This is a genomic window from Microbacterium sulfonylureivorans, from assembly GCF_003999995.1.
Taxonomy (GTDB): Bacteria; Actinomycetota; Actinomycetes; order Actinomycetales; family Microbacteriaceae; genus Microbacterium; species Microbacterium sulfonylureivorans.
In genome coordinates this window covers 507,470-533,685 of sequence record NZ_RJAD01000001.1, presented here as the reverse complement: position 1 = coordinate 533,685, position 26,216 = coordinate 507,470, and the positions used below count along the sequence as shown (strand labels likewise).

Sequence of the window (26,216 nt, the reverse complement as noted above, 5' to 3'; positions counted from 1 at the left end):
GTGCGGTGCCGGTCGAATGCGGACGCGGGTCAGCGCGTGGTCTCGCGCAGGACCAGCCGTGGCGCCATCATGCTCCGGCGCGGCTCGCGAGCGGGACCACCCGACCGCAGGCGCGCGAGCATGATGTCCACGATCTCTCGGGACATGTCGTCATTGCCCGGCTCGATGGTGGTCAGCCTGGGCGCGGTGTACGCGCCCGCCCGCACGTTGTCGAAGCCGACGACCTGGACGTCCTGCGGAACCCGGATGCCGCGATCGGCCAGAGCCCGGAGCGCTCCGAATGCGTTGGAATCGGTGAGGGCGAAGATCCCGTCGAATGCGACGCCGGCGTCGATCAGCGCCGAGACCGCGCGGAAGCCGTCGGCCATGTCCAGACCGGTCTTCACGATCAGCTCCGGCCTCATCTCGACATCGCCCTCGCGGTGCGCCTCCAGATACCCGCGTGTACGGAGCGTCTGCACGGATTCGGGTCCCGACTCGGAGCCGCCGAGTGCCAGAATCGTCCGGGCGCCGCGGCCGAGCAGGTGACCGGTCGCCATCCGGCCGCCCCCGACGTTGTCCATCAGGACGTGGTCGAACCGCGTCGACAGCGCGCGCTCGCCGAGGAGGACGATGGGCTTGGTCGGCGGGATCCGCTTGAGGTCGGCCGACTCGCTGGCCGCGATGGCCAGGATGAAACCGTCGTAGGTCTCGAGATGCGACGCGGCGAGGGACTCCACCTCTGCCGCCATCGCGCCTCCCGTGTTCTCGGTGACCAGGCGTATTCCGTGCTCCGAGAAGCCGCGCGAAAGTCGCTCCGCGAGCTCGCCGTAGTACTCGGACGCGAGCACCGGCACGCCGAGCCCCACGATTCCCGTGCGACCCTTTCTGAGCGAACGTGCGCTCTGGTTGAGGCGGTAGCCGAGCTCGTCGATGACGCGGGTGACCCGGTCGATCGTCTCCGCGCCCACACGCTCGGTTCGTCCGTTGACGACGTTCGACACGGTCTGTGCAGACACACCGGCCTTGTCCGCGACGTCCAGCATGGTGACGTGCGGATTGCTGCGAGGGGCGACGGGTCGTTCCATTCAGGTCTGCTCGAGTCTGTGCCGGGGGTCATGGCGACTCTATCTGCGCACCGCCCGCCTGCGCGGCTCGATGAGGTCTTGCTGCGTGTGCCGATGACCGTGCACGCTCGAGGGTGCGTGGCATGAGATCCGTCCGACCTCCGTCGACCCGCGACCGCAGGCAGGCTGCCGGACGACTCGGCTACGCCACGACGATCCTGAACCTCGATCGTGCGGACGACCGATCGCGGGCCCGAGGACTTCGCTGTCGTCAGTCTCGAGGATCACGCGGATGCCGCGCACATCACGCCGCCGCTGACCGCTGTCTCCACCCCCTTGGATGAGCTCACGGGCCGGGCGGTGGCGTGGCCGGGCCCGCAGCCGCACCCACGACTCATCGTGCGGGAGTCGACCGCACGAGTCCGCGCGTCGCCCGGCGTCCCGCGAGGATGAGGCCGAGGATCATGGGAATCGTCGCGATGAGCGCGCCCGCGAACACGAGCGCGTAGTCCAGTCCGAACTCTCCCTGCAAGCCGCGCAGGGCGACCTGCACGGTGTGCGAGCCGGGGGATCGCAACACGATGAAGGGCCACATGAAATCGCTCCAGGAAGACACGAACAGAAGGCCCGCGAGGACCAGTGCACCCGGCCGCACCGCGGGGAACGCGACGTGCCAGAAGGCCCGCCACGGTCCGCAGCCGTCAAGGGCGGCGGCGTCGAGCACGTCGTCCGCGACGGTCGCCGCGATGTGCTGACGCATCCAGAACACTCCGAACGCGCTCGCGAGCCCTGGCACGATGAGGGCTTCGAGCGAGTCGACCCAGCCCAGGACCGACATCAGGAGGTAGTTCGGGATCACCGCGAGTTGCACGGGGAGCGTCAGTCCGATCAGCACGACGGCGAAGAGCGCCGCTCGCCCCCGGAACCGGAGTTTGGCGAACGCGAACCCCGCCAGCGCGCAGAGGATCGCCCCGCCGAGCGCGATACACCCAGAGACGATCGCCGAGTTCAGGAGAGATCGCCCGACGCGGACGGCTGCCAGCACGGATTGCGCGTTGTCCCACAGGCTCCCGCCGGGAAGGAGAGGTGGGGGGAACGTCGTGGCCGCCGCGCTGTCATGCGAAGCGACGACGACCATGAACCAGATCGGCGCCCAGCAGACCGTCGCCGCGCCGAGGATCACCGCCCTGCCCGCGAGTCGTCGCCTCGTCATGCCGTCCACCCGATGCGCCGGAAGAACGCGAATGACGCTCCCACCAATCCCGCGGCAAGCACGAAGACGGTCGCGCTCACCGCTGCGGCGTAGCCGAACTGGAAATCTCGGAAGCCGATCTCGTACACGAGCAGTGCGAGCGTCTGACACTGCCTCGTCGGGCCGCAGGTCAGCCCCGACGGGTCCGTCAGCAGCGGTTCCGCGAACAGTTGGAGAGCGCCCACGACCGACGTGATGAAACTGAAGGCGATCACGGGACCGAGGAGCGGGAGGGTGAGGAAGCGGAACTGGGCCCAGCTTCCGGCACCGTCGAGCTCTGCGGCACGGAAGACGTCCCGGGGAGCGGAGGCGAGAGTGGCCAGCATCAGGAGCGTGGTGAATCCGAACCATCGCCAGACGACGACGCCTGCGACCACGGTCCAGGCCCCCGCCGGCTGCGCGAGGACATCGACCTCGCCCCATCCGAGCGCCGTGAGCGCCCGCGTCAGCAGCCCGTAGTGCTTGTCGACCAGCTGGGAGACGAGAATCGCGACCGCTGCACCGGAAGTCACGTACGGGACCAGCAGGGAGACGCTCAGAGCGGCGCTCGCGTGCGTCGTCGCGCGATGGACGGTGTGGGCCAGGAAGAGGCCGATGCACACCTGTGCCGTCGTGGCGACCGCGGCGATCACGAGCGTATTGACCGTGGCGGTCCAGAAGCGGGGGTCGGCGGCCATACGCACGAAGTTCGCCGCGCCCGCCCACTCCTGTCCGCCGAGGGGATCCCAGTCCCACCAGGCGAGCCAGAAGGTCGCCAGCGAGGGGACGACCGTGAAAGCGGCGAACAGGAGGAGGAACGGGGCGAGGAACGCGTACGGCGCCCAGGACTCGCGTCGCATGACCCGCCGCGTCGGAGGTTGTTCGATCAACGCGTGTCCGACGCGGTGGGCAGCGCGACGGCCGCGGCGTCCAGCGCGGACCGCCACGCGTCCGCCGGGCTCAGGGAGCCCTGCTCGACGGCCGCCAGGGCCTGCACGAAGGCCGTGTTGATCGTGCTGGACGCCGGGCCCTGGCGCACGGGTCGCATGCCGAGAATCGAATTCGCGAGCACCGCGCCGATCGGCGAGGCGCCGAAGAAGGGGTCGGCGTAGGCGGCGAGGTCGTCCTCCTCATACGGGGCGACGGCTGCGGGGAGAGGGCCGCCGGCCGCGAAATGCGCGCGCTGCGCGGTGGCCGATTGGGTCGCGGCGATGTAGTCCCACGCGGCCTCGGGGTGCTTCGAGCCGGCCGGGATCGCGAGGTAGCTCCCGCCCCAGTTGCCGGCGACGCCGGGAACAGATGCGATGCGCCACTTCCCGCTCGTCTTCGGCGCCGTCGACTTGATCACCCGCAGCATCCACGACGGGGCGGCCATCACGGCGAAGTCCCCCCGCGCCATCGCTCCCGACCACCCGGGGGTGAATGCGGCGACACCGGCGCTGAGATGCGCCGCGTGGGCGTCGAGAGCCGTGTCGAACGCTTCGCGGAGCCCCGCGTTGTCGCTGTGGACCAGTCGGCCCTCGGCGTCGTAGTACTTCACCGGCAGCTGGTTCGAGGCGTTCACGAACACGGTCGTGCTCACGTTGTCGACGAATGCGGCGTCCGATCGCGCCGCGAATCGGGTGCCGACCTCGATGAACGCGTCCCAGGTCGGCCAGAGCGCTTCGACCTCGCCCGGGTCAGTCGGCAATCCGGCCTGTTCGAACAGGTCCGACCGGTAGGCCAGCGCCATCCCGCCGACGTCGGTGGGGATGCCGATCACCCTGCCGGACTGCGTCGTCGCGGCTTCCCATGCCCAGGGCAGGTAACCTTCCGCCGCATCCTCACCGGCGAAGCGGCGGAGGTCCAGGAAATGGCGGTCGGCGGATACGAACCTCGGGAGGTCGTCGCCCTGGATCAGGACGAGGTCTGGAGTCTGCCCGGCCGCAAGAGCAGCGGTGAGGGCGTCCGCGGTCTCCGTGGAAGTGCCGATCTCGCTCAGCTCGATACGCGCGTCCGGGTTCGCGTCGAGGTAGCGGTCCACCTGATCGCCCTGTTGGATCCCGGTGAACGACCAGAAAGAGAGCGCCTCGTCGGAGGGCGAGGCGCAACCCGGGAGCACGATTGCGAGAACCAGCGCGCCCACGGCGCAACCGCGAGCGCGCGCGCCGCCACGCGATCGCAGCGTCGTGCGTGGGTGCTGTCGAGCGCGCTCGCGTCGTGGGTTGTGGCCGACCATGAACGCTCCTTCGCGTCGAGCGGAGTTCGACGGGCACAGGGTCCGCTCGTGGATCCAACTGATCATGCCCGAGTTTGATAGCGCGAACAACTGGCTCTTGTGACCGCTCACTGTGACCGCTAACATGCGAAGCAGCCGCCAATGGGGACGGGACGCACGCAGCAGTGCCCAGCACGTCCGAGGCAAGGGGAGCCCTTGCCGGCCCCCAATCCCCCCACGACCGAAGTGGTGCAGGCGGACCAAGGTTGATCGATCAATGAGGAGGAAACCTTGACCAAGGAGATGACACATCGTGCGGCGATACGCCGCAGGATCGCCGGCACCCTGGGTGTCGCGGTCGCTGCCACGGCGCTCATCGTCGGCGGCCTGGCGCCCGCGACGGCGGCCGACGAGGAGCTGATCGTCAACGGCGGCTTCGAGAGCGGCATCGACGGGTGGTTCCTGAACAACGGCAACGCCACGGACGGCGGCACGCTCTCGATCGTGCCGGATGCGTTCTCCGGCGCTGCTGCGGTGAAGGCATCCGGTAGGACGACCACCGGATCGGGTCCCATGCAGGATCTGAGCGGCAAGGTCCAAGCCGGCCAGACGTACAGCATCAAGGCTCGGGTGAAGTACGACAACCCGAGCAGCCCGGCCACCAAGCAGTTCTTCGCCACGATGCACTACGGCGGCGGCACCTACACCAACCTGGGAAGCACGACCCCTGCTCGCGGGCAGTGGGGGTACATCAACACAACCTTCACGATCCCGGCGAGCCAGAGCGTCGCGACCGCGCGCCTGTTCATCGAGACGCCGTGGACGAGCTCCCCGTCCACGGATCCGAACACCCACCTCATGGACTTCGTCGTCGACGACGTGTCGCTCGTGGGCACACCGCCGCCGCCGCCGCCGTCGAAGACCGTCGAGGTCGTCGGCAAGGTCCCGGGCGAGCACAACCCGCTCATCGGCCACAAGTTCGGAGCGGACGGCTTCGGCTACGCCGAAGACGGTCGGGTGTACATGTTCATGACGAACGACACCCAGGGCTATGCGCCCGACCCCATCACGGGGATCTCGCCCTCCATCAACTACGGCAGCATCAACCAGATCACGCTGATCTCATCCGAGGACCTCGTGAACTGGACCGACCACGGTGAGATCCAGGTCGCCGGTCCGCAGGGCGTGGCGCCTTTCACCGGCAACTCCTGGGCGCCCGGCTTCGCCAAGAAGGTCGTGAACGGCGAGGAGAAGTACTTCCTCTACTACGCGAACGGCGGCGGCTCGAGCAACGTGATCACCGGTGAGAGCCCGCTCGGACCATGGGAGAGCGAGCGCACCAGCACGCTCATCAACGGCACGACGCCGGGCGCCGAGGACGTGGCGTGGAAGTTCGACCCGGCACCTCTCGTCGACAAGGACGGCAAGCAGTACCTCTACTTCGGCGGCGGGCCTGCCTCGACGAGCATGCCGGCGGCGGAGCGGTACAACAATCCGAAGAACATCCGCGTCATCGAGCTCGAGGACGACATGGTCACCACGAAGGGGTCCGCGATGGTCGTGGACACCCCCGTCTCGTTCGAGGCCGGACACGTGTTCGAGCGCGAGGGCAAGTACTACCTCTCGTACTCCTCGCACTTCGGCGGCACCGACTTCGGCGGCAACCAGACGCCGCTTCCGGGATACCCCGGCGGTGGCCAGATCGGCTACATGATCTCCGACAGCCCGACGAACTTCCCCAAGGAGAAGTACGCGGGCGTGCTGTTCCCGAATCAGTCGCAGTTCTTCGGCGCGGGCACCGGCGGCAACAACCACCAGTCGGTGTTCGAGTTCGAGGGGAAGTACTACTTCACGTACCACGCTCCGACGCTGAACAAGCGGATCAACGGCAACACCACCCAGGGTTACCGCAGCCCGCACATCGAAGAGCTGACCTTCAACGCGGACGGCACCGCCCAGCAGGTCGTGGGCACCTACGCCGGCGTCGACCAGGTGCACGACTTCGATCCGTTCCGGACGTTCGAGGCTGAGACCTTCGGGTGGAGCAAGGGAATCGCCACCCAGACGGTGACCGGAGGATCGGCGCAGTTCGGGTCGACGGCGCCGAATCTCGTTGTGAAGGACATCGACAACGGTGACTGGACGGCCCTGTCGTCCGTCGCGTTCGGCGAGGCCGGCGCTGCGTCGGTCGCCGTCAAGGTGAAGCCCCTCCAGTCAGGTGGATCGATCGACGTCCGCACCGGCAGCGAGACCGGCGCCGTCGTGGGCACGATCCCGGTCACGGGGGCGGTCGGTGAGTGGGCCGAGCTCACGGCGGACCTCGAGGGAGCCTCGGGGACGCAGGACCTCTTCTTCACCTACAGCGGCGGAAGCGGTGACCTCTTCGAGCTCGACACGTGGTCGTTCGCCGAGGCCGACCAGCGGTCGCTCGACGTCACCGCCGAAGCGGACACGCGCTGCGTCGCGGGCAAGTCGGTGCTGACGGTCAAGGTGGCCAACGGAGACGAAGTGACGGTGTCGGCATCGGTGACCACCTCGTTCGGGTCGAAGTCGTCGGTGACGATCGCGCCCGGCAAGTCGGTCTCGAACGCGTTCACCACTCGGCTCGCGAGCACTCCTGCCGGTGTGGCAGAGGTGTCCGTGACGGCGACGGTCGACGGCGAAGAGCTGACGGGGGTCGTCGAGGCGGCCTACGGCGCTCGCAGCTGCGGCTGACGCGCACAGGGGTGGCGGCCGGATCGGCCTGGCCGCCACCCCACCCCACACGTGAGCCGACGCACGGATGCGCCGGCGATCAGCGGTCGGGCCTCCTGACTGCACGCGAACACGATGCGGCACGTGGCCGCAGGAGATCGGAGTGGAACGAATGAAGAAGACAGGCATGCTGGGGCGGGTCGCGGCAGGCGCCCTCGGAGGGATGCTGCTGCTCGGCGCCGCCGGTGCGGCGATCGCGGACGAACTCGGCGACGACGACGTCGCGGTGAACGTCGACATCGAGGCGCTGCCTCCGGTCGGCGCGCTCACCATGAGCGTCGAGTCGGGTTCGACGGCGCTCTCGGAAGTGCAGTCGGCCGACGCGGAGCTGCGGGAATTCGTCGGTGTGCTGCCGACGGTCACCGTCTCCGACGACAGGGAAGAGGTCCCCGACGCGGCCTTCTGGTACGTCACGGGTCAGTCCTCCGCCTTCACGGCAGCGGGTGCGCCGGAGATCGGCCCCGAGCATCTCGGCTGGGCGCCGCACCTCCTCACCGAGAACGACGGAGAGGTCGCCGAGGGACCCGAGGTGGGCACGATCTTCGACGAGGCCCCGAACAACGTGGGACTCGAGGGCGAGGAGTTCCTCTCCCTCGCGCTCGACTCCGCCGGCGCTCGCGCCGTCGGGTCGTGGGAGGCGAATGCGGATCTGACCCTCAAGACCCCGGTCGACGTGGCGCCGGGAAGCTATTCGGCGACGATCACCCTGACGCTCTGGGAGGACGCGCTGTAACGACGGCACGCTGTCGTACCCGGGAGGGGTGGTTCCTCTGCCGCCCCTCCCGCCCGATCCAGCCCCTCGACACCGCCGTCGACCGATTCCGACGGTCGAGTCCGTGTGGCTCCCCGCGCCTCGTTGCACGACGTCCGGCGCCCGAATGACTCGACCAAGGAGAACCGTTGTTCCAGACATCCTTCCCTCGCGCGCCGCGTCCGATGCGGTCGACGAAGACAGAACCCTCGCCCATGTCGCTGACCCCCGCGCGACCGCTGCGGCCGATTGCGATGGCCGGCGCCGCGATCATCGCCGCCGGGCTCCTGCTGGCGCCGGCTGCCATGCCCGCGCAGGCCGCAGAGTCCTGGCAGCCCGATTCCGGCTACACCTCGACCGACAAGGGCGACGGGACGTACACGGTCCCACTGATCAACGCCGACGTCCCCGACGTGTCCGTCGAGAGGATCCCCGCGGCGGAGAACGACGAGGGCCGGGACATCTACTACATGATCAGCACCACGATGCACCTCAGCCCGGGCGCTCCGATCATGAAGTCGTACGACCTCGTCAACTGGGAGATCGTCAACTACGTCTTCGACCGCGCCGACATCAGCGATTCGTTCTCGCTGCGCAACGGACAGTCGTCCTATGGCCAGGGTCAGTGGGCATCCTCGATCCGCCACCACGACGGCAAGTGGTACGTCGCGTTCAACACGAACAACCTCGGCGGCTCTTACATCTACGTCACGGACGACATCGACGAGGGATCGTGGGAGCGGATCGCGCTGGGCCGGGCGTACCACGACCCCTCGCTCTTCTTCGATGTCGACGGCACCCCCTACATCTTCTACGGCTCGGGATCGACGAGTGCGGTGAAGCTGAGCAGCGACATGAAGACCGTCGTCGCCGAGTATCCCCAGATCCTGCGGACCTCGGACTATCCGGGTGCGTCGTTCATCGGAGGACTCTTCGAGGGTGCGCAGGTTCAGTACATCGACGGGAAGTACTACATCGTGATCATCACCTGGCCGTCGGGTCAGGGTCGCCAGGTCGCGCTGTTCCGGTCCGACGAACTGCTGGGGCGCTATGCCACGGCCGACGGCAGCAACCCGTACGAGGCGAAGGGTGTCCTGAACTCGAACGGCTTCGCACAGGGCAGCCTGGTCCCGATCGCCGGTGAAGACGGAACGACGGACTGGTCGGGGATGTTCTTCCGAGACACCTTCCCGATCGGCCGCATCCCGGCGCTCATCCCCGCCACCTGGTCGGACGGCTGGCCGACGTTCGGCAACAACGGATCCGTACCGGTCAACGGGGCGTTCGCGAAGCCGATCGAGCTCACGCCGGAGCAGGAGCTGTACGAGCGGCAGAAGAGCATCGTCGTGTCGGACGACTTCGACAACGACGCCCCGCACCGGGCGTACATGGACGAGGAGTGGACGATTCCCGCCGCACCGGACGTCGACGAGTCGCTTCTCGGGATCGAGCTGTTCACGAACCCCGGCTTCGAGTCGGGCGCTGACGGATGGACGGTGAACGACGCCGCCACCATCGCTCCCTCGGCCGATGCCGCGTCCGGCGCCGGCTCGCTGAAGGTGTCCGCGCGCACGACGACCGGGTCCGGTCCGGCCCAGGACGTGTCGGGCAAAGTGCAGCACAACGTCACCTACGACATCTCCGCGAAGGTGAAGTACGACAACCCGAACAGTCCTGAGACGAAGCAGTTCCTCGCCACCGCGCGGTATGGGGGAACGTTCACCAACCTCGCGAGCGTGACCGCCACGCGCGGCCAGTGGGCGACGATCTCGGGCAGCTTCACGGTCCCGGCATCCCAGGCGCTCTCGTCGGTGCGGATCTTCCTCGAAACTCCCTGGACGAGCAACGCCAACGCTCAAGCCGCGCCCGACACGCACCTCATGGACTTCACGGTCGACGACCTCTCGCTCAAGGGGCGCCCGATCACGGTCGAGTTGCCGCACGCCGACGAGATCGCGCCGAACGGGTCCCGCCTCGCGCTGCCGTGGGAATGGAACCACGCCCCAGACAACCGGTACTGGTCGCTCACCGATCGCGACGGCTGGCTGCGGCTGACCACGGGCGACGTGGTCGCCGGAACCATGAAGCACCTCAAGCTCGCCAACGACGATGAGGCGACGTATCTCGAAGAGGCCCGCAACACGCTCTCGCAGCGCACTTTCGGGCCACGTCAGTCGGCCGAGACGAAGCTGGACATCTCGGGCATGAGGAACGGGGATGTCGCCGGACTCGCGGCGTACAACCGTGGTTTCAGCTACGTCGCGGTGAAGCGCGTCGGCGGGGTGAACACTGTCGGTGTCGTCAACCGGACCCAGCCCTTCGCTGCGAGCATCGACCAGGCTGCCCTCGAGACGTTCCTGCCGGGGACGACTGCGGCGCTCGGGTCGGCGTCCGAGGTGCATCTGAAGGCGGACCTCGACTTCGCCAGCCCCACCGGTCAGCTGTGGACGACGTTCTCCTTCAGCCTGGACGGCATCACGTGGAACCAGTTGGGCAGTCGGGTGGGCCCGCAGACCCTGGATGGAAGCCTCACCCACTTCATGGGGCACCGCGTCGGTCTTTTCAACTACGCCACTCAGCAGTCGGGCGGGCATGTCGACTTCGACCACTATCTGCTGAGCGACACGTTGACCTCGCAGGGTCTACCGCTCGACGAGAGCGATCTGGATGCCGCGATCGCGTACGCCCAGACACTCGATGAGGCCGACTATCCTGCAGCCGAGTGGGACGAGTTGGAGGAGGTCCTCGTCGACGCGGAAGCGGCGAGCAGTCGGACGGCGGGCACTCAGAATCAGCTCGATGCTCCCGAGCGTGCGCTGAGTCTCCAGCTGGCACGCCTCGGGACGCTCAAGGAGCTCGAGCCGTCGCTGGACGTGTCGCTGGACGCAACGACGCGCTGCGTCGCGGGCAAGGTGGTCCTCGCCGTGCAGGCTTCGAACGGCGACGAGGTTCCGCTGGCGCTGTCGGTGTCGACCCCGTTCGGGGCGAAGGCGGCCGCGCTCGCACCGTCGAAGAGCGCTTCGTACGCCTTCACCACCCGACTGGTGTCGGTGCCGGCCGCGACGGTCGAGGTCGAGGCATCCGCCACCGTCGACGGCGAGTCGGTGACGGTGTCTGTCGAGGAACCCTACGCCGCGCGTTCCTGCGGCTGACTGAGGACGTGGGCGGTCCGATCCGCTGATCGGGCCGCCCACGGCTCGGCTTCCCTGCGCGATGTGAGCGATATCATTTCGCTTGCCTTCGATGACTAGTGAGCGCTAACATCGCTCGCGGAGCCCCTCCCGCCTCCGCCGCGCTGTCGCGGCCACTCGAAGGAAGCGCAACGATGCAGCCTCTTGTACGACGTTCTCTCGCCGCCGTCGCGGCCATCGCGATCGGCCTCACCGGTGCGGTCACGGCGATTCAGCCCGCGGCCGCGGCGACCACCCTCGTCGCCCATTACCCCCTCACCGAGACGAGCGGCACGGTCGCCGTCGATGCGTCCGGGTCGGGGCGGGACGGCACGTACGTCGGGTCTCCGACGCTCGCCGGGGGAGAGGGCGTGCGGCTCGACGGCACCGACGACTATGTGAAGCTGCCGAACGACCTGCTGGCGGGCCTCACCTCGATCACCGTGAGCGCCGAGGTGCTCGTGCGCGCCGCGCAGGGCACGCCGTATTTCATCTACGGCTTCGGCAACACCGACGGGAGCGGCGTCGGCAACGGCTACCTCTACGCCACCGGAAACAGCTACAAGACCTCGATCGCATCGGGCAACTGGTCGACCGAGCAGACGGCGGACAGCAGCGCCAACCTCGAGCGCGACGTCTGGAAGACGATCACCTACACCCTCGACGACGCCTCGAACACGGCGCGCGTGTACCTCGACGGCGTCCAGGTCGCCCAGAACACGAACGTGACGATCACGCCGGGATCGATCGGCGGAGGCGTCACCACCGCCAACTACCTCGGCCGCTCGGTGTACAACGCCGACAAGCGGCTCGCCGGCAGCCTGCGCGACGTGCGGATCTACGACGCCGCTCTCTCGGCGTCCGAGGTCACGGCCCTGGTGCCGGCCGACGCGACGCGTCTTCAGCGGGATGCCGCGGCCCTGTCGCTCGGCGACCTCTCCGGACTGACGGCGAACGTGACCCTCCCGGCCACGGGCGTGAACGGCGCGACGATCACGTGGGCGTCGAGCAATCCCGCGGCGATCACGGCGGCGGGCGTCGTGACGCGACCGGCCGCCGGGCATGTCGCCGCCGAGGCGACGCTGACCGCGACCCTCACGCGGGGCGCTGCATCCGAGACCCGCACGTTCGCCGCGACCGTGCTCGCACTCCCCGGCGCAGACGTTCTTGCACAGGAGGATCTCGACGCGGTCGAGATCGTCGACGCGGACGACATCCGCGGCAACATCACGCTGCCGGCGGAGGGCGCCCTCAACGGCACCGCCATCGAGTGGTCCGCCTCGCCGGCAGGCGTGATCACGACCTCGGCGCAGGGCGGCAAGGCGGCCGGCGTCGTGACCCGCGGCGCGACCGACACCGCGGTCACCCTGACGGCGACCGTCCCGGGATCGACCGCGACCCGAGCCATCGAGGTGACCGTGACCGCGGCCCCCGCAGACCTCGACACCGACTACACCGCCGGGTACCTCTGGACGCACTTCGCGACCGAAGGCGGCTACGAGAAGATCTTCTACGGGCACAGCGAGGACGGCCTGCACTGGTCGAAGCTCAACGACAACGCCCCGATCCTCGCGAACCTCGGCGGCGACCTGGGCGTCCGCGACCCGCACCTCGTACGCGCGCCGGAGGGCGACAAGTACTGGATCATCGGCACCGACCTGCACGCCGAGGGCGGCGGGGCCGGCGGCTCGGGCTGGGATCAGCTCAACGCCAGCCAGAACCTCGTGGTGTGGGAGTCCACCGACCTCGTGAACTGGAGCGATCAGCGGATCGTGTTCGCCGGGTTCGACCAGGCCGGCTGCGTGTGGGCACCGGAGGCGACCTACAACGAGGCGACCGGCGAGTACTACGTGTACTGGGCCGCGCGCGACCGCACCGACGACGGTACGAACGACTGGGCGCTGCGGATGTACCTCACCAAGACGCGTGACTTCGTGACCTTCACGGAGCCCGAGATCTGGACCTCGCTCAACGAGAAGGGCGACGGCGCGACCGGGCCGAACATCATCGACTCGACCATCGCGAAGGAGGGCGACACCTACTACCGCTTCTCGACGTCGGACTGGCTCACGGTCGTCGACACCGCGACGAGCCTCGACGGACCGTGGACCCGCGTGATCGACCGCGGCGACGCGGCCGCGCACGGGCTGCGCGCCTCGATGGAGGGCCTCACGGTCTACCAGCTGCCCGACGAGCGCTGGGCCGTGATGGGCGACCAGAGCGGCTACTACGGCCACACCGCCGACACGCTGGCGAGCCTCGACTTCGAGCAGCTCACGGTCGGCTCCGGCGCGGATCAGTACTCCTTCGACCAGCGCTTCCGTCACGGATCGGTCCTGCGCCTGTCGGCCGCCGAGGAGGAGACACTGCTCGAGGCCTACGGCAACACCACCGAGGAGCCGGAAGAGCCCGAAGAGCCGCAGGACGAGCCGATCGCCGAGTACACCTTCGACGACGGCACGCTCGCCGACTCGGCCGGGAACGCCGACCTCACGGCGAGCGGCACGGCGGCCGTCGCGACCGATGCGGTGAAGGGCAAGGCCCTCAAGCTCGACGGCACGACCAACGGCTTCGCGTCGTTCCCGACCGGCTTCTTCGACGGTCGGAGCACCATGACGGTGTCGATGGACGTGAAGTCGGAGAAGAGCAGCGGGAACTTCTTCACATTCGCCCTCGGTGCGGACACGAACAAGTACTACTTCCTCCGCCTCCGCGGTGGAGACGTGCGCAGCGCGATCACCCAGAGCTCGTGGCAGAACGAGTCCGCCGTGACGGGATCGGTGGCCAGTGGGCAGTGGCACCGCGTCGACGTCGTCTTCGCCGGCACGACGATGACCGTGTACGCCGACGGCGTGAAGCTCGGCGAGAACACGGCGCTCGGCGCGACGATCGAGCAGCTCGGCAGTGATCTCGTCGGCTACCTCGGCAAGTCGCTGTACTCGGCAGACGGCTACGTCCAGGGCTGGTACGACAACGTGCGCGTCTACAACCGCGCTCTGTCGGCCACCGAGGTCCTCGCGAACGCCGGCGTCACCGACCAGCTGCTCGACGTGTCGCTGGCGGATGCCTCGGCCCTGAAGCTCGCTCCGATCGTCACAGGTGCGGCGCACACGGCGGTGTTCCCCGTGAACAAGGGCACCGACGTCACCGCGCTGGCGCCGACGTTCACCACCGCTCCGGGCGTGACCGTCGCACCGGCATCCGGAACCGTCGTCGACATGACAGAGCCGGTGACGTATACGCTCACCGCGCCGGGCGGGACGACCACGACGTGGACGATGAAGGCGACGGTCGTGAACAGCCCCGTCCTGCCGGGGCTCTACGCCGACCCGAACATCGCGGTCTTCGGCGACACGTACTACATCTACGCGACCTCCGACGGCTACGCCGGCTGGGGCGGCAAGGAGTTCTACGTGTGGAGCTCGAAGAACCTCGTGGACTGGGAGCGCTCGGACGAGCCGTTCCTCACCCTCGACGGCGCGAACGGCGACGTGCCGTGGGCGACGGGCAACGCGTGGGCGCCGACGATCATCGAACGCAACGAGAAGTACTACTTCTACTTCAGCGGCCACAACGCGTCGCTGAACCGCAAGACGATCGGCGTCGCGGTGGCCGACAGTCCGGAGGGACCGTTCATCGCGCAGCCGAACGCGATGATCCTCAACAACGAGGCCGTCACGTCGGGTCAGGCGATCGACCCCGCCGCGTTCCACGATCCGGTGTCGGGCAAGTGGTACCTCGGGTGGGGCAACGGCTCGCCCGTGCTGGCGGAGCTGAACGACGACATGGTGTCGATCAAGGCGGGCACGTACCAGCGCATCACGGGGCTGACGGACTTCCGCGAGGGCGTCTTCTTCAACTACCGCGACGGGCTGTACCACCTGACCTACGCGATCGACGACACCGGCTCGGAGAACTACCGCGTCGGCTATGCGACGGCGACGAGCATGAACGGCCCATGGACCTACCGCGGCGTGATCCTGCAGAAGGACCTCTCGCTCGGGATCAAGGCCACCGGTCACAGCTCGATCATCAACGTGCCCGGCACCGACGACTGGTACATCGCATACCACCGCTTCGCGATGCCCGGCGGCGACGGCAACCATCGCGAGACGACCCTCGACAGGATCGAGTTCGGCGCGGACGGCCTGATCAAGACCGTCGTGCCGACGCTCGAGAGCGTCGCCCCGCAGACGATCGAGCTGCCGGCTGCCCCGCCCGAGGTCGACGTCACGGTGATGGGCCGATGCGTCACGGGCAAGGTGACGCTCGTCGTGCAGGTCAAGAACGTCGACGACGTTCCGGTGGCTCTGACGATTCAGACGCCGTACGGGAACCGCACGGTCGGAGCCGTCCAGGCGGGGAAGTCGTCGTCGCAGGCCTTCACCACGCGCCTCGCGAACATCGAGGCGGGGGCGGTCTCCGTCACGGCGAGCGGGACGCGCGACGGAGAGCCGGTGTCGTCGGTGACCGACGCCTCCTACGCACTCCAGACCTGCGGCTGACACGTCGCTGGGGCGGGGGACACGTGGTGTCTCCCGCCCCGGGACCGTCCCCGCGCAAGGGGGCCCGCCCGACCTGTCGCCTTTACTCCACTGAGTATCCCCACGTACGACGCCGTATTCCCCCCCCGATACGTAGTCGTATCCCTTGCGGGCCCCCCACCCGCCGTCCACCGGAGTGCATGTGGTTCGAATGCAGCCGAACACGCCCGTCAGCGGCAGTGCCCCGACTCGTGCGGCCGCGCGTGCCGCGCAGCAGCGGAGGCGCTCGCTGGTCCTCCTGGGCGTCATCCTCGTCCTCGTCGTCGCGCTCATCGCCGTGCTCGGCATCCTCTTCCTGCGTGGAGCCTCCGGTGGGGCCCCTCAGGAGCCGGTGTCGACCGGTGAATGCCTGCCGTCGAGTCTCCGCATCACCGCGGATCCCGCGGTCGCGGGAGCGCTCGAGGCGATCGTCGCCGATCTGACGGGATCTCGCTCCGACTGCCCCGACGTGACCATCCGGGCCGAAGACAGCTCGGTCACGGCCGCGGCACTCGCTGCGGGATCGGCTCCGGACTTCGACGTCTGGGTGCCCGACTCCGGGATGTGGCCGGCGCGGGCGACCGGCCAGGCGGAGCTCACGGGCGTGGATGCGGCGGAACTGGTCGTCGGCGCCGACGTGGCGAGCACTCCCGTGGTCTTCGCGGCGACCGAGGCGACCGCGGCCGCTCTCGAGACCGAGGACGCCGGGTTCTCGAGTCTGGCGGGTCGTTCGGTCGCCGCCGTACTGCCTGATCCGTCGACGGTCGCGGCGAGTTCCGCGGCGCTGCTCGCTCTGCAGACGGCCGTCGGCGGCGATGCGCGTGCGTTCACCGCGCTCGCGCTCGGCCTCGACACGGGCGTCGTTCCGACCGCCGCCGACGCGCTCGCCGCGGCATCCGCTGCCACCTCGCCGACGATCGCCGTGACCACGGAGCAGTCGCTGCTGGAGTTCGGCGAGGACGCGAAGGCCTCCTTGGTGCCGATCTACCCCGCCGATGTGAAGCCCGCCGTGAGCGTGCCGCTCGTGACGCTCGCCGACGCCTCGGACGGCACACGCGAGTCCGTCGAGGCTCTCTCCGCCGCTGTTGCGAAGGGCAGCGCCCGTCTCGCCGAGTACGGGCTGCGCGATGCGGCGGGCAACGCGCCGGACTCGGCCACGGAGAACGCCGCGGAAGCCGGTGCGGCAGCCGAGCCCATCGACAGCGCCAACCAGGCCGAAGCGCTGCGCACCTGGCAGATGATCACGGCGCCGTCGCGGATGCTCTCGCTCAACGACGTCTCGGGTTCCATGCTCCAGCCGGCAACGGCCGACATGCGGCGCATCGACCTGTTCGAACAGGCGGCCGTCCGCGCCATCAATTCGCTGTCGGCCGACTCGTCGCTCGCCACCTGGGTGTTCTCGAGCCGCCGGATCGGCGGACAGGACTGGCAGGAGATCGTCCCGTTCGGGGCATTGGGCGACCCGGCGCACAAGCAGCGCACGATCGACACGGCGAACGGGCTCGACAGCCTCGTCGGCGGCGGCACGGGACTGTACGACAGTGTGCTCGCGGCGGTGAAGTACATGCGCGAGACGTATGTCCCCGGTCAGGTCAACCTGGTCCTGCTCAACACCGACGGCTTCAACGAGGACGACGAAGGCCTCGACCTGCCGGGGCTGCTTGCGGAACTGGAGAAGCTCCGGGATCCGGCTAAGCCCGTCGCCGTCATCGCGATCGGCTACGGACCCGACACCGACCAAGCCGCCCTCGAGCAGATCGCCGCCGCCACCGACGGTGCGGCGTATCAGGCGCTGCAGCCGACGGACATCGGCACGGTGCTCGTCGACGCCGTCACGCAGCGCGGCTGCCGCCCGAACTGCGGCTAGGGCGGCCTTCGGCGATCCGATCGACATCGGTTCAGCCTCGCCCGACGCGGTACGGTCGAACCGACGGGGACGTCTGGCCTCGTCAGGAGGCGGATGCGATGTCCACGACGCTCAGTCCGGAGACGAACCCCGCGCCCGCGGGTCAGGACGCCGCTCGCCGTCGCACGACGACCCGCAGGCGGGTGTGGCTGGCGGTTCTCGTCCTCGCGATCGTGGGCGTCGTGACCGGCGCTCTTGTGATCCTCGGGTGGATGGTCGATGAAACGCACTTCGACCGTCCGAGTGCGGACTTCGACGAGCTCGAGGCTCAGCTGGAGAGCCTCCCCGGTGTCAGCGGCGTCGACAAGGAACGGTGGGTCGAGGCGCCGACGTTCTCGAACCCGACCTCGTGGGTCTCCGTCGCGGTGGACCAGGCCGGAGTCCCCGGGCTGCTCGAAGCGGCCTGCTCGAGCGACTATCCCGACGCCGTCACCTGGTCGATCCGCGTGCGGACGCCTGGGGCAGCCGAGGTGTCGCTCCACGCGGCGCCCACCGCCGCGGACACGGACGCCGACGACGCGCGGTGTCTGGATTTCGGGTTCGATGCGGTGCGTCTCATCGACGAACTCGATCGGGTCGCGCCGGGCCTCGCTGTTCAGCCGACCATCTGGAACGACGACGTGCTCTCCCTCGTCGCGCTCGAGGAGGAGAAGCCGGCGGGGTTCACCCACCTCCTGCCGCTCGTCGAGCACGCCGACGACCTCCTCGTCGCCGCCGGTCTCGATGCGGACGGGGCGGTCGAGATCAACTCGGCGAATCTCGGCGTCGTCTTCGAGTCGCGCGACGGTGGACGGTATCTCGCACTGCTCACCGACCTCGCCGAGAGCCGGGCAGTGAGCTTCTGGGCCGACGGCGGCGGCACGCCGATCGACGGGATCGACAAGGTGCAGATCGTCGCTCCGGTCGAGCAGCGGGCGGCGATCGAGGAGACGATCAGGTCGTCGGGGCTCGAGATCGCCGACCTCCCGGTGCGGTTCCTCGAGCAGTGACGTTCCGTGTGAGTGACGGTGCGGAGGGAGTCGAGCATGGCGACGGTCTTGGACGTTCGCGCGCTGGGTTCCGAGCTGGAGCGATCGTACGAGGTGTACGTGCGCGGCCGCCTGAAGTTCCGGGTCGGTCAGCTGGTCTACGTGGCGTTCTCTCGCGATGAGACCGCGATGGAGTTCGCGTTCCCGAGAGAGGAGCGTGCGGCGCTGGTCGGCGGGTCCCCCGCCAAGTTCCGGATGCCGGATGACTCGGACTTGCGCTTCAACTGGGTGCGCGCCGACCTTTCATCGTTGGATCCGTCCGAGGCCCGCGAGCTCGTCGTCGATGCGTGGCGGATGGTCGTACCGAGAAAGGTGTCGCGAGCCTACGACCTGATGCACCCCGACGGCCCGGGCTGACCGGACGGGCGTGAGAGCGCGTCTGCGAGGGAGCCCACGCCCACGCCCCGGACCTGGTGGCTGAGGCGATCCCGCGACTAGGGGTCGAGCATCCGGGATCTGAGAACGTCGAACTCGCATCCCGGCGCGTCCGGATCGAAGCCGTGCTCGATCAGCCAGCGCGACGCGATCAGGCTGCGCAGCGACCACCAGGCCCGGATCACATCCCGGTCTGCGCCTGGCCCGTAGCCGGCGAGCAGATCGTCCACATGCTCCTCGTGCCCGAGTGTCAGCGTGGCGAGGTCGAACATGGCGTCGCCGGGGGCGGCCTCGGACCAGTCGATGATGCCGGTGACCTCGTCGCCGTCGATGAAGACGTGGGTGATCTGCAGGTCGCCGTGGATGAACACCGGTGTCCACGGCCGGAGCGCGGCCTGCGCGATCTCGCGGTTGCGGCGCACCACCTCGGCGGGCAGGACGGCGTCGGCGAGCAGCCACGCGCACTCGCCGTCGAGCTCCGCCGCGATGTCGTCGAGCCGGGGTCCCGGCCAGGGCGGCGCCGGCGTCTCGTGCAGCTGCCGGACCGCGGCGCCCACCGCCGCCCACGCCCTCGGCGACGCGGGGGACGGCTCGCCGAGGACGCCGAGGGCCGTGCCGCGCGCGGCGGCGATCGCGAGCACCGGCGGCTCGCGCCACAGGATCTCCGGGGTCGGAACGGGCGCCATGGCCATCGCCCGGATCTCGACGTCGGCGTGCGCCGGGTCGCCGTCGACTTTCAGGAACACATCGCCCACCCGCAGCGTCGCGCGCTGGCTGTGGGCGACGACGACCTCGACAGCGTCCATACCGGCCATCCTGCAGGACGGGGCGGGAGGGCGCCGGGATCTGAGCTCCGTGTTCGCCGACCGGGTGCGGGTCCGGGTCGGTCTTCGCTGAGGGCGTACAAAGCGGGTCTTCCGGTGTCGCAGGTTCGTCGTAACCTGAGATCCGCTCTGTTCGGATGCCGTCGCCCGGCTCCGCCTCGTCATCGAGCGTTCCCCTCACCATCGGAGAGTCCTCGTGCTCGGAAAACTCCTCATCCGCTATCTGAAGGAGTATCGCTGGCTGCTGCTCGGCGTGCTCGTCTTCCAATTCGCCTCGGTGATGGCCTCGCTGACTCTGCCTCAGCTGAACGCCGACATCATCGACAACGGCGTCGCAACCGGCGACACCGCCTACATCTGGTCGACCGGCGCGTTCATGCTGGCGATCTCGCTCGGCCAGATCACGGCGTCGATCATCGCCACCTACTTCGCGGCCCGCGCCGCCATGGCTGCCGGCCGCGACATCCGCCGTGATGTGTACGGCAAGGTGAGCGGCTTCTCCGAGCGCGAGGTGTCGAAGTTCGGCCCCGGCTCGCTCATCACCCGCAACACCAACGACGTGCAGCAGGTGCAGATGCTCGCGATGATGGGCGCCACGATGCTCGTCACCGCGCCGCTGCTCGCCGTCGGCGGCATCATCAAGGCGCTGCAGCAGGACGTCGGGCTCAGTTGGCTCATCGCGGTCTCGGTGCCCCTGCTGCTCGTCATCGTCGCGCTCATCATCAGCCGTATGGTGCCGCTGTTCCGCTCGTTCCAGACGAAGCTCGACGCCGTGAACCGCATCATGCGCGAGCAGCTCACCGGCGTCCGGGTGGTTCGCGCCTTCGTGCGCGAAGACATCGAGGAGGAGCGCTTCCGCGGCGCCAACACCGACATCATGGTCGTCGGCCGCAAAGTCGGTTCGCTGTTCGTGCTGATGTTCCCGCTCGCCATGCTCATTCTGAACGTCACCGTGGTGGGCGTGATCTGGTTCGGAGGCATTCAGGTGGATGCCGGAACCGTCGAGATCGGCACCATCTTCGCCTTCATGCAGTACATCGGTCAGATCCTGATGGGCGTGCTCATGGCCACGTTCATGACGATCATGATCCCGCGTGCGGCCGTGTCGGCCGAGCGCATCAGCGAGGTCCTCGCGAGCGAGTCGACGCTCACCCGCGCCGAGAACCCGGTGAGCGACTTCTCGGCCTCCGGCTCGGTGCGCTTCTCGGACGTGGAGTTCACCTACCCGGGAGCCGAGTCGCCGGTGCTGCAGGGCATCAGCTTCGAAGCGGCGCGCGGCGAGACCGTCGCGATCGTCGGATCGACCGGCGCCGGCAAGACGACGCTCGTCTCGCTCATCCCGCGCCTGTTCGACGTGACCGGAGGATCCGTGCAGGTCGGCGGCGTCGATGTCCGCGAGGCGGACCTCGACCACCTGTGGAAGGGCATCGGCCTCGTGCCGCAGCGCCCCTTCCTCTTCACCGGCACCGTCGCCTCCAACCTCCGCTTCGGGCGTGAGGAGGCGACGGACGACGAGCTGTGGCACGCCCTCGAGATCGCCCAGGGTCGCGATTTCGTCGAGGAGATGGACGGCCAGCTGAACGCGCGCATCGCGCAGGGCGGCACCAACGTCTCGGGCGGCCAGCGCCAGCGGCTCGCCATCGCGCGGGCGATCGTGCACCAGCCCGACGTGCTCGTCTTCGACGACTCGTTCTCCGCCCTCGATCTGACGACCGACGCCCGGCTCCGGCAGGCGCTGTGGCGCGAGCTGCCCGACGTCACCAAGATCGTCGTCGCCCAGCGCGTCTCGACCATCACCGAGGCCGACCGCATCGTCGTCCTGGAAGACGGTCAGATGGTGGGCGTCGGAACCCATGAGGAACTCTTGAGCACCAGTCCGACCTATAGAGAGATCGTCGACTCGCAGCTGGGGGTGGAGGCATGAGCGCGCCCGACATGCTGACCGAGGAGGAGCGCCTCGAGCTCGAGATGGCCGAGCAGGCCCGACTGAGCGCCGACGACTGGAGCAGCGTTGCGCCCGGAAAGGCGGCGAACTTCGGCAAGAGCTTCGCGCGCCTGGTCGGGCTGCTCAAGCCGCACGCCGTCGCCTTCATCCTTGTCTCGATCCTCGGAGCGATCGGCGTCGTGCTCGCCGTCATCGCCCCGAAGGTCCTGGGCGAGGCGACCAACATCATCTTCGAGGGCGTGATCTCGTCGAGTCTCGCCGACCAGTTCCCCGCCGGCACCCCGCAGGAGGTCGTCGTCGAGAGCCTCCGCGCCGCCGGTCAGACGGACTACGCCAACATGGTCTCGGCCATGCGCGACTTCACCGTCGGCGCGGGCGTGGACTTCGACGCGCTCCGCATGGTGATCGTCGCGGTGCTCGCGATCTACGTCGTCTCGGCGCTGCTGACCTGGGCACAGGGCTACGTCATCAACGTGATCATGGTGCGCACCATGTGGCGCCTTCGCGAGTCGGTCGAGGCGAAGATCAACCGCCTGCCGCTGTCGTACTTCGACAAGGTGCAGCGCGGTGAGCTCATCTCGCGGGTGACGAACGACATCGACAACATCACGCAGACCATGCAGCAGTCGCTGTCCACCGTCGTGACCTCGGTGCTCACGGTCATCGGCGTGCTCTTCATGATGTTCACGATCTCGTGGCAGCTCGCGCTGGTCGCGCTCGTGTCCCTCCCGCTGATGGCGGTCATCTTCGGCGTGATCGGGCCGCGCTCGCAGAAGGCGTTCGGCATCCAGTGGCGCAAGGTCGGCCGCCTCAACGCCCGCGTCGAGGAGTCCTTCTCCGGGCACGCGCTGGTGAAGGTGTTCGGCCGCGAGGCCGACTCCGCCGAGAAGTTCGCGATCGAGAACGAAGAGCTCTATGAGGCCGCGTTCAAGGCGCAGTTCCTGTCGGGCATCATCATGCCGGGCATGATGTTCATCGGAAACCTGACCTACGTCGGCATCGCCGTCCTGGGCGGCATCATGGTGGCCAACGGACAGCTCCGACTGGGCGACGTCCAGGCGTTCATCCAGTACTCGCAGCAGTTCACGCAGCCCCTGTCCGAGCTCGGCGGCATGGCCGCGGTCGTCCAGTCGGGAACCGCATCGGCAGAGCGGGTGTTCGAGCTGCTCGACGCCGACGAGCAGGAGCCCGACGACGAGGAGGCCCCCGCGCTCGCCGACGGCCACGGCGTCATCGAGTTCAAGGGCGTGAAGTTCTCGTACACGCCCGACCGTCCGCTCATCACCGACCTGTCGTTCCGCGTCGAACCCGGGCAGACAGTCGCGATCGTCGGGCCGACCGGTGCGGGCAAGACGACGCTGGTGAACCTCATCATGCGGTTCTACGAGCTCAACGGCGGGCAGATCCTGCTCGACGGGCAGGACATCGCCGAGCTCACCCGCGACGACGTGCGTTCGCGCACCGGCATGGTGCTGCAGGATCCGTGGCTGTTCGCGGGCACGATCCGCGACAACATCCGCTACGGACGCGAGTCGGCGACCGACGAGGAGATCGTCGAGGCCGCGAAGGCGACCCGAGTGGACCGTTTCGTCCACTCGCTGCCGGACGGCTACGACACGGTCCTCGACGAGGACGCCTCGAACGTCTCGGCGGGCGAGAAGCAGCTCATCACGATCGCGCGCGCGTTCGTGGCGCAGCCGTCGGTGCTCATCCTCGACGAGGCCACGTCCTCGGTCGACACGCGCACCGAGCTGCTGCTGCAGCACGCCATGGCCGCGCTGCGCGAGGGGCGCACCTCGTTCGTGATCGCGCACCGCCTGTCGACGATCCGCGATGCCGACCTCATCCTCGTGATGGAGCACGGCGACATCGTGGAGAAGGGCTCGCACGACGAGCTCATCGCCGAGCAGGGCGCGTACTGGCGGCTGTACCAGTCGCAGTTCGAGCAGGCCGCCGCCGACCTCGACGCCGAAGCAGCGCTCCTCGCGCAGGGCACCGGCGCAGCCGGCGCGACGCCGGCCGACGGCGAGGCCGGCGCCGAGGCCGGCGCCGAGGCCGATGTCGACTCGGCCGACGCCGCTTCGCGTCAGCCCTAGTCGGCCGCCCCGCACGAAGAGACCGGGCCGCACCCTCGAGGGTGCGGCCCGGTCTCGTTCTGCGAGCGGTCAGCTGACCTTGCGGCGGTAGATGGCCATCGCCCAGAAGTACGCGACCACCAGGATGCCGACGCACCAGGCGAGAGCGATCCAGATGTCGTTGCCGACGGGCTGCTGCGCGAACAGGTCGCGGATCGTGTTGACGATCGGCGTGACCGGCTGGTTCTCGGCGAACCACGCCACCGGCGCCGGCATCGTGTCGGTGGGCACGAACGCCGAGCTGATGAAGGGAAGGAAGATCAGCGGGTACGAGAACGCGCTCGCTCCGTCGACCGTCTTCGCCGAGAGCCCCGCGACCACGGCGAGCCAGGTCAGGGCCAGGGTGAACAGGATCAGGATGCCGGCCACTGCGAGCCATGCGCCGAGACTCGCCCCGGTGCGGAAGCCCATCGCGAAGGCGACGCCGATCACGATCACGAGCGAGATCATGTTGGCGACCAGCGAGGTCAGCACGTGCGCCCACAGCGAGCTCGACCGTGCGATCGGCATCGACTGGAAGCGCTCGAAGATGCCGCCCTGCATGTCCATGAACAGCCGGTATGCCGTGTAGGCGATGCCGGAGGCGATCGTGATCAGCAGGATGCCGGGGAGCATGTAGTCGATGTACGAGTAGGAGCCGGTGTCGATGGCACCGCCGAACACGAACACGAACAGGATCATGATGGCGACCGGGGTGACCGCCGTGGTGATGATCGTGTCGGGACTGCGGAGGATGTGGCGCAGCGATCGTCCGGTCAGGACGGCGGTGTCGCCGAGGAAATGAGTGCTCATCGTCGTTCCTTACTTGTCCGTGGTGGCGGGGGAGTCGACGGCGGCGGCGCTCTGACCGTCGTCGCCGACGATCGCGAGGAAGACCTCCTCGAGGGTCGGCTGCTTCTCGACGTACTCGACCTTGGCCGCGGGCAGGAGCTGCTTCAGCTCGGCGAGCGTGCCGTTGGCGATGATCCGTCCCTGGTGGAGGATCGCGATGCGGTCGGCCAGCTGCTCCGCCTCATCGAGGTACTGCGTGGTGAGCAGCACCGTGGTGCCGTTCTGAGCGAGCTCCTTGACGGCGCTCCAGACCTCGATGCGCGCCTGCGGGTCGAGGCCCGTGGTCGGCTCGTCGAGGAAGATCACCGGCGGGTTGCCGATGAGGCTCATGGCGATGTCGAGGCGACGGCGCATGCCGCCCGAGTAGGTCGCGGCCCTTCGGCCGCCCGCGTCGGTGAGCGAGAAGCGCGCCAGCAGTCCGTCGGCGATCTTGCCGGCATCCTTGAGGTGGCGGAGCTTCGCGACCAGCACGAGGTTCTCACGACCGGTCAGGATCTCATCGACGGCCGCGAACTGGCCCGTCAGGCTGATGGACTGGCGGACGTCCGACGGCTGTGCGGCGACGTCGAAGCCGTGCACGTCGGCGGAGCCGCCGTCGGCCTTGAGCAGCGTCGACAGGATCCGGACGACCGTGGTCTTGCCGGCGCCGTTCGAGCCGAGCAGGGCGAAGATGCTTCCGCGGGCGACATCGAAGTCGACGCCCTTCAGCACCTGCAGGTCCTTGAACGCCTTCTCGAGACCCTGCACGCGGATTGCGGCATCCGTGGTCATTTCGCTTCTCCTCGCTCTGCGTCCTCGATCGCCTTCGTGAGGCGGGTGCGCTCCTTGTCGATCCACTGCCTGCCGGTGTACGCCTGAGCGAACGTCTCGGCGAACTCCACGGGGTCGTCGCCGACGATCTCGCGGATGGGCGTTCCGTCGAGCGATGCGCGCTCGAGCAGGTCGGCGAAGTCGCCGAGCATCGTGACGAGCGTGTCGCCGTCCACGATGCCGCCGTAGTACATGAAGTAGCGCTCGAACGCCTTCGCCGCCGAGCCGTACGGCTCGGGCAGTGCCTCCATGCGGGCCTTGTTCTGCTTGTACTGCTTCTTCTGCTCGAGCGACCCGGTGAGGGCTTCGATCCACTTTGCGGCCATGGTCACTTCTCTCCTTCGTGGAGCTTTTCGATACGGTCTGCGAGGAAGCTCCACGTCCTCCAGAACTCTTCGAGCTGTTCGCGCCCTTGCTCGTTGAGCGAGTACACCTTGCGCGGGGGGCCCTTCTCGGAAGGGACCTTCTCGACGTCGACGAACCCCTTCTGCTCGATTCGCACGAGCAGGGCGTACACGGTTCCTTCGACGAGATCCGAGAATCCCTGGTCACGGAGCCGCGCGGTGATCTCGTATCCGTACGCGGGGCTCCCGGCCAGAGTCGCAAGGACGATGCCCTCGAGCGTGCCCTTGAGCATCTCCGTCATCTGACTGCCCATCGCTCACCTCCGATCTACTCTGTGTTGCTGAC

Annotated in this window: 18 protein-coding genes; 9 read left to right on the top strand and 9 right to left on the bottom strand. The window is 68.4% G+C overall.

Annotated features, from left to right (window positions below; translation table 11 throughout):
- Nucleotides 1–29: 29 nt before the first annotated feature.
- From EER34_RS02430 to EER34_RS02415, 4 genes are all read right to left on the bottom strand, one after another.
- A complete protein-coding gene (locus EER34_RS02430) occupies nucleotides 30–1,067 on the bottom strand; it encodes a LacI family DNA-binding transcriptional regulator (RefSeq protein ID WP_127472980.1) in 1,038 nt (345 codons plus the stop codon).
- A 373-nt stretch (nucleotides 1,068–1,440) separates the two neighbouring features.
- On the bottom strand, nucleotides 1,441–2,259 hold the full coding sequence (locus tag EER34_RS02425; RefSeq protein WP_127472979.1) for a carbohydrate ABC transporter permease: 819 nt from the start codon (nucleotides 2,257–2,259) through the stop codon (nucleotides 1,441–1,443).
- Complete coding sequence (locus EER34_RS02420; RefSeq protein WP_127472978.1) at nucleotides 2,256–3,137, bottom strand: carbohydrate ABC transporter permease; 882 nt, start codon at nucleotides 3,135–3,137, stop codon at nucleotides 2,256–2,258. The genes EER34_RS02425 and EER34_RS02420 overlap by 4 nt, the downstream gene beginning before the upstream one ends.
- Before the next feature lie 26 nt (nucleotides 3,138–3,163).
- On the bottom strand, nucleotides 3,164–4,402 hold the full coding sequence (locus EER34_RS02415) for an ABC transporter substrate-binding protein (RefSeq protein WP_164743420.1): 1,239 nt from the start codon (nucleotides 4,400–4,402) through the stop codon (nucleotides 3,164–3,166).
- Nucleotides 4,403–4,765: 363 nt separating this feature from the next.
- Between EER34_RS02415 and EER34_RS02410 the strand changes: the two genes are divergently transcribed.
- The 7 genes from EER34_RS02410 to EER34_RS02380 all read left to right on the top strand — a co-directional run bounded on the left by EER34_RS02410 (nucleotide 4,766) and on the right by EER34_RS02380 (nucleotide 18,963).
- Nucleotides 4,766–7,189 (top strand): family 43 glycosylhydrolase, encoded by a 2,424-nt coding sequence (locus EER34_RS02410; RefSeq protein ID WP_205791325.1) that lies wholly within the window; start codon nucleotides 4,766–4,768, stop codon nucleotides 7,187–7,189.
- 151 nt (nucleotides 7,190–7,340) lie between these two features.
- Nucleotides 7,341–7,961 carry a hypothetical protein gene (locus EER34_RS02405; protein ID WP_127472976.1) on the top strand — a complete coding sequence of 207 codons (621 nt, stop codon included), beginning with the start codon at nucleotides 7,341–7,343 and terminating at the stop codon, nucleotides 7,959–7,961.
- A 233-nt stretch (nucleotides 7,962–8,194) separates the two neighbouring features.
- Complete coding sequence (locus tag EER34_RS02400) at nucleotides 8,195–11,131, top strand: family 43 glycosylhydrolase (protein WP_240642076.1); 2,937 nt, start codon at nucleotides 8,195–8,197, stop codon at nucleotides 11,129–11,131.
- 173 nt (nucleotides 11,132–11,304) lie between these two features.
- Nucleotides 11,305–15,654 carry a family 43 glycosylhydrolase gene (locus EER34_RS02395; protein ID WP_127472975.1) on the top strand — a complete coding sequence of 1,450 codons (4,350 nt, stop codon included), beginning with the start codon at nucleotides 11,305–11,307 and terminating at the stop codon, nucleotides 15,652–15,654.
- Between the two features lie 190 nt (nucleotides 15,655–15,844).
- Nucleotides 15,845–17,539: a vWA domain-containing protein gene (locus tag EER34_RS02390; RefSeq protein ID WP_127472974.1), complete on the top strand. Its 1,695-nt coding sequence runs from the start codon at nucleotides 15,845–15,847 to the stop codon at nucleotides 17,537–17,539.
- Between the two features lie 98 nt (nucleotides 17,540–17,637).
- The gene (locus tag EER34_RS02385) at nucleotides 17,638–18,567 is read left to right on the top strand and encodes a hypothetical protein (RefSeq protein ID WP_127472973.1); all 930 of its coding nucleotides are present in this window, start codon (nucleotides 17,638–17,640) and stop codon (nucleotides 18,565–18,567) included.
- 36 nt (nucleotides 18,568–18,603) lie between these two features.
- On the top strand, nucleotides 18,604–18,963 hold the full coding sequence (locus EER34_RS02380) for an MmcQ/YjbR family DNA-binding protein (RefSeq protein WP_127472972.1): 360 nt from the start codon (nucleotides 18,604–18,606) through the stop codon (nucleotides 18,961–18,963).
- 77 nt (nucleotides 18,964–19,040) lie between these two features.
- Here EER34_RS02380 and EER34_RS02375 read toward each other — a convergent pair whose 3' ends face one another.
- Entirely contained in the window at nucleotides 19,041–19,787 is a 747-nt protein-coding gene (locus tag EER34_RS02375; protein ID WP_127472971.1) for a phosphotransferase family protein, read from the bottom strand.
- Nucleotides 19,788–20,001: 214 nt separating this feature from the next.
- On the opposite strand from EER34_RS02375, the gene EER34_RS02370 reads away from it, so the two are divergent.
- Together EER34_RS02370 and EER34_RS02365 are read left to right on the top strand one after the other, a co-directional pair.
- Entirely contained in the window at nucleotides 20,002–21,729 is a 1,728-nt protein-coding gene (locus EER34_RS02370) for an ABC transporter ATP-binding protein (RefSeq protein ID WP_127472970.1), read from the top strand.
- Nucleotides 21,726–23,846: an ABC transporter ATP-binding protein gene (locus EER34_RS02365; protein ID WP_127472969.1), complete on the top strand. Its 2,121-nt coding sequence runs from the start codon at nucleotides 21,726–21,728 to the stop codon at nucleotides 23,844–23,846. Before EER34_RS02370 ends, EER34_RS02365 begins: the two co-directional genes overlap by 4 nt.
- A gap of 69 nt (nucleotides 23,847–23,915) precedes the next feature.
- Here the strand turns inward: EER34_RS02365 and EER34_RS02360 are convergent, their stop codons facing one another.
- The 4 genes from EER34_RS02360 to EER34_RS02345 are packed head-to-tail and all read right to left on the bottom strand — an operon-like array spanning nucleotide 23,916 to nucleotide 26,184.
- A complete protein-coding gene (locus EER34_RS02360) occupies nucleotides 23,916–24,677 on the bottom strand; it encodes an ABC transporter permease (RefSeq protein ID WP_127472968.1) in 762 nt (253 codons plus the stop codon).
- 9 nt (nucleotides 24,678–24,686) lie between these two features.
- Nucleotides 24,687–25,487, bottom strand: a complete 801-nt coding sequence (locus EER34_RS02355) for an ABC transporter ATP-binding protein (protein ID WP_127472967.1) — start codon at nucleotides 25,485–25,487, stop codon at nucleotides 24,687–24,689.
- On the bottom strand, nucleotides 25,484–25,852 hold the full coding sequence (locus tag EER34_RS02350; RefSeq protein ID WP_127474246.1) for a DUF1048 domain-containing protein: 369 nt from the start codon (nucleotides 25,850–25,852) through the stop codon (nucleotides 25,484–25,486). Before EER34_RS02350 ends, EER34_RS02355 begins: the two co-directional genes overlap by 4 nt.
- Nucleotides 25,853–25,854: 2 nt before the next feature.
- Nucleotides 25,855–26,184: a PadR family transcriptional regulator gene (locus EER34_RS02345; RefSeq protein WP_127472966.1), complete on the bottom strand. Its 330-nt coding sequence runs from the start codon at nucleotides 26,182–26,184 to the stop codon at nucleotides 25,855–25,857.
- Nucleotides 26,185–26,216 lie beyond the last annotated feature (32 nt).

Coding starts and splice junctions, on each gene's coding strand:
- EER34_RS02430 (WP_127472980.1), bottom strand. CDS start 1,067: ATGGAACGACCCGTCGCCCCTCGCAGCAATCCGCACGTCACCATGCTG.
- EER34_RS02355 (WP_127472967.1), bottom strand. CDS start 25,487: ATGACCACGGATGCCGCAATCCGCGTGCAGGGTCTCGAGAAGGCGTTC.
- EER34_RS02345 (WP_127472966.1), bottom strand. CDS start 26,184: ATGGGCAGTCAGATGACGGAGATGCTCAAGGGCACGCTCGAGGGCATC.
- EER34_RS02360 (WP_127472968.1), bottom strand. CDS start 24,677: ATGAGCACTCATTTCCTCGGCGACACCGCCGTCCTGACCGGACGATCG.
- EER34_RS02350 (WP_127474246.1), bottom strand. CDS start 25,852: ATGGCCGCAAAGTGGATCGAAGCCCTCACCGGGTCGCTCGAGCAGAAG.
- EER34_RS02400 (WP_240642076.1), top strand. CDS start 8,195: ATGTCGCTGACCCCCGCGCGACCGCTGCGGCCGATTGCGATGGCCGGC.
- EER34_RS02420 (WP_127472978.1), bottom strand. CDS start 3,137: ATGCGACGCGAGTCCTGGGCGCCGTACGCGTTCCTCGCCCCGTTCCTC.
- EER34_RS02405 (WP_127472976.1), top strand. CDS start 7,341: ATGAAGAAGACAGGCATGCTGGGGCGGGTCGCGGCAGGCGCCCTCGGA.
- EER34_RS02375 (WP_127472971.1), bottom strand. CDS start 19,787: ATGGACGCTGTCGAGGTCGTCGTCGCCCACAGCCAGCGCGCGACGCTG.
- EER34_RS02380 (WP_127472972.1), top strand. CDS start 18,604: ATGGCGACGGTCTTGGACGTTCGCGCGCTGGGTTCCGAGCTGGAGCGA.
- EER34_RS02425 (WP_127472979.1), bottom strand. CDS start 2,259: ATGACGAGGCGACGACTCGCGGGCAGGGCGGTGATCCTCGGCGCGGCG.
- EER34_RS02365 (WP_127472969.1), top strand. CDS start 21,726: ATGAGCGCGCCCGACATGCTGACCGAGGAGGAGCGCCTCGAGCTCGAG.
- EER34_RS02385 (WP_127472973.1), top strand. CDS start 17,638: ATGTCCACGACGCTCAGTCCGGAGACGAACCCCGCGCCCGCGGGTCAG.
- EER34_RS02390 (WP_127472974.1), top strand. CDS start 15,845: ATGCAGCCGAACACGCCCGTCAGCGGCAGTGCCCCGACTCGTGCGGCC.
- EER34_RS02395 (WP_127472975.1), top strand. CDS start 11,305: ATGCAGCCTCTTGTACGACGTTCTCTCGCCGCCGTCGCGGCCATCGCG.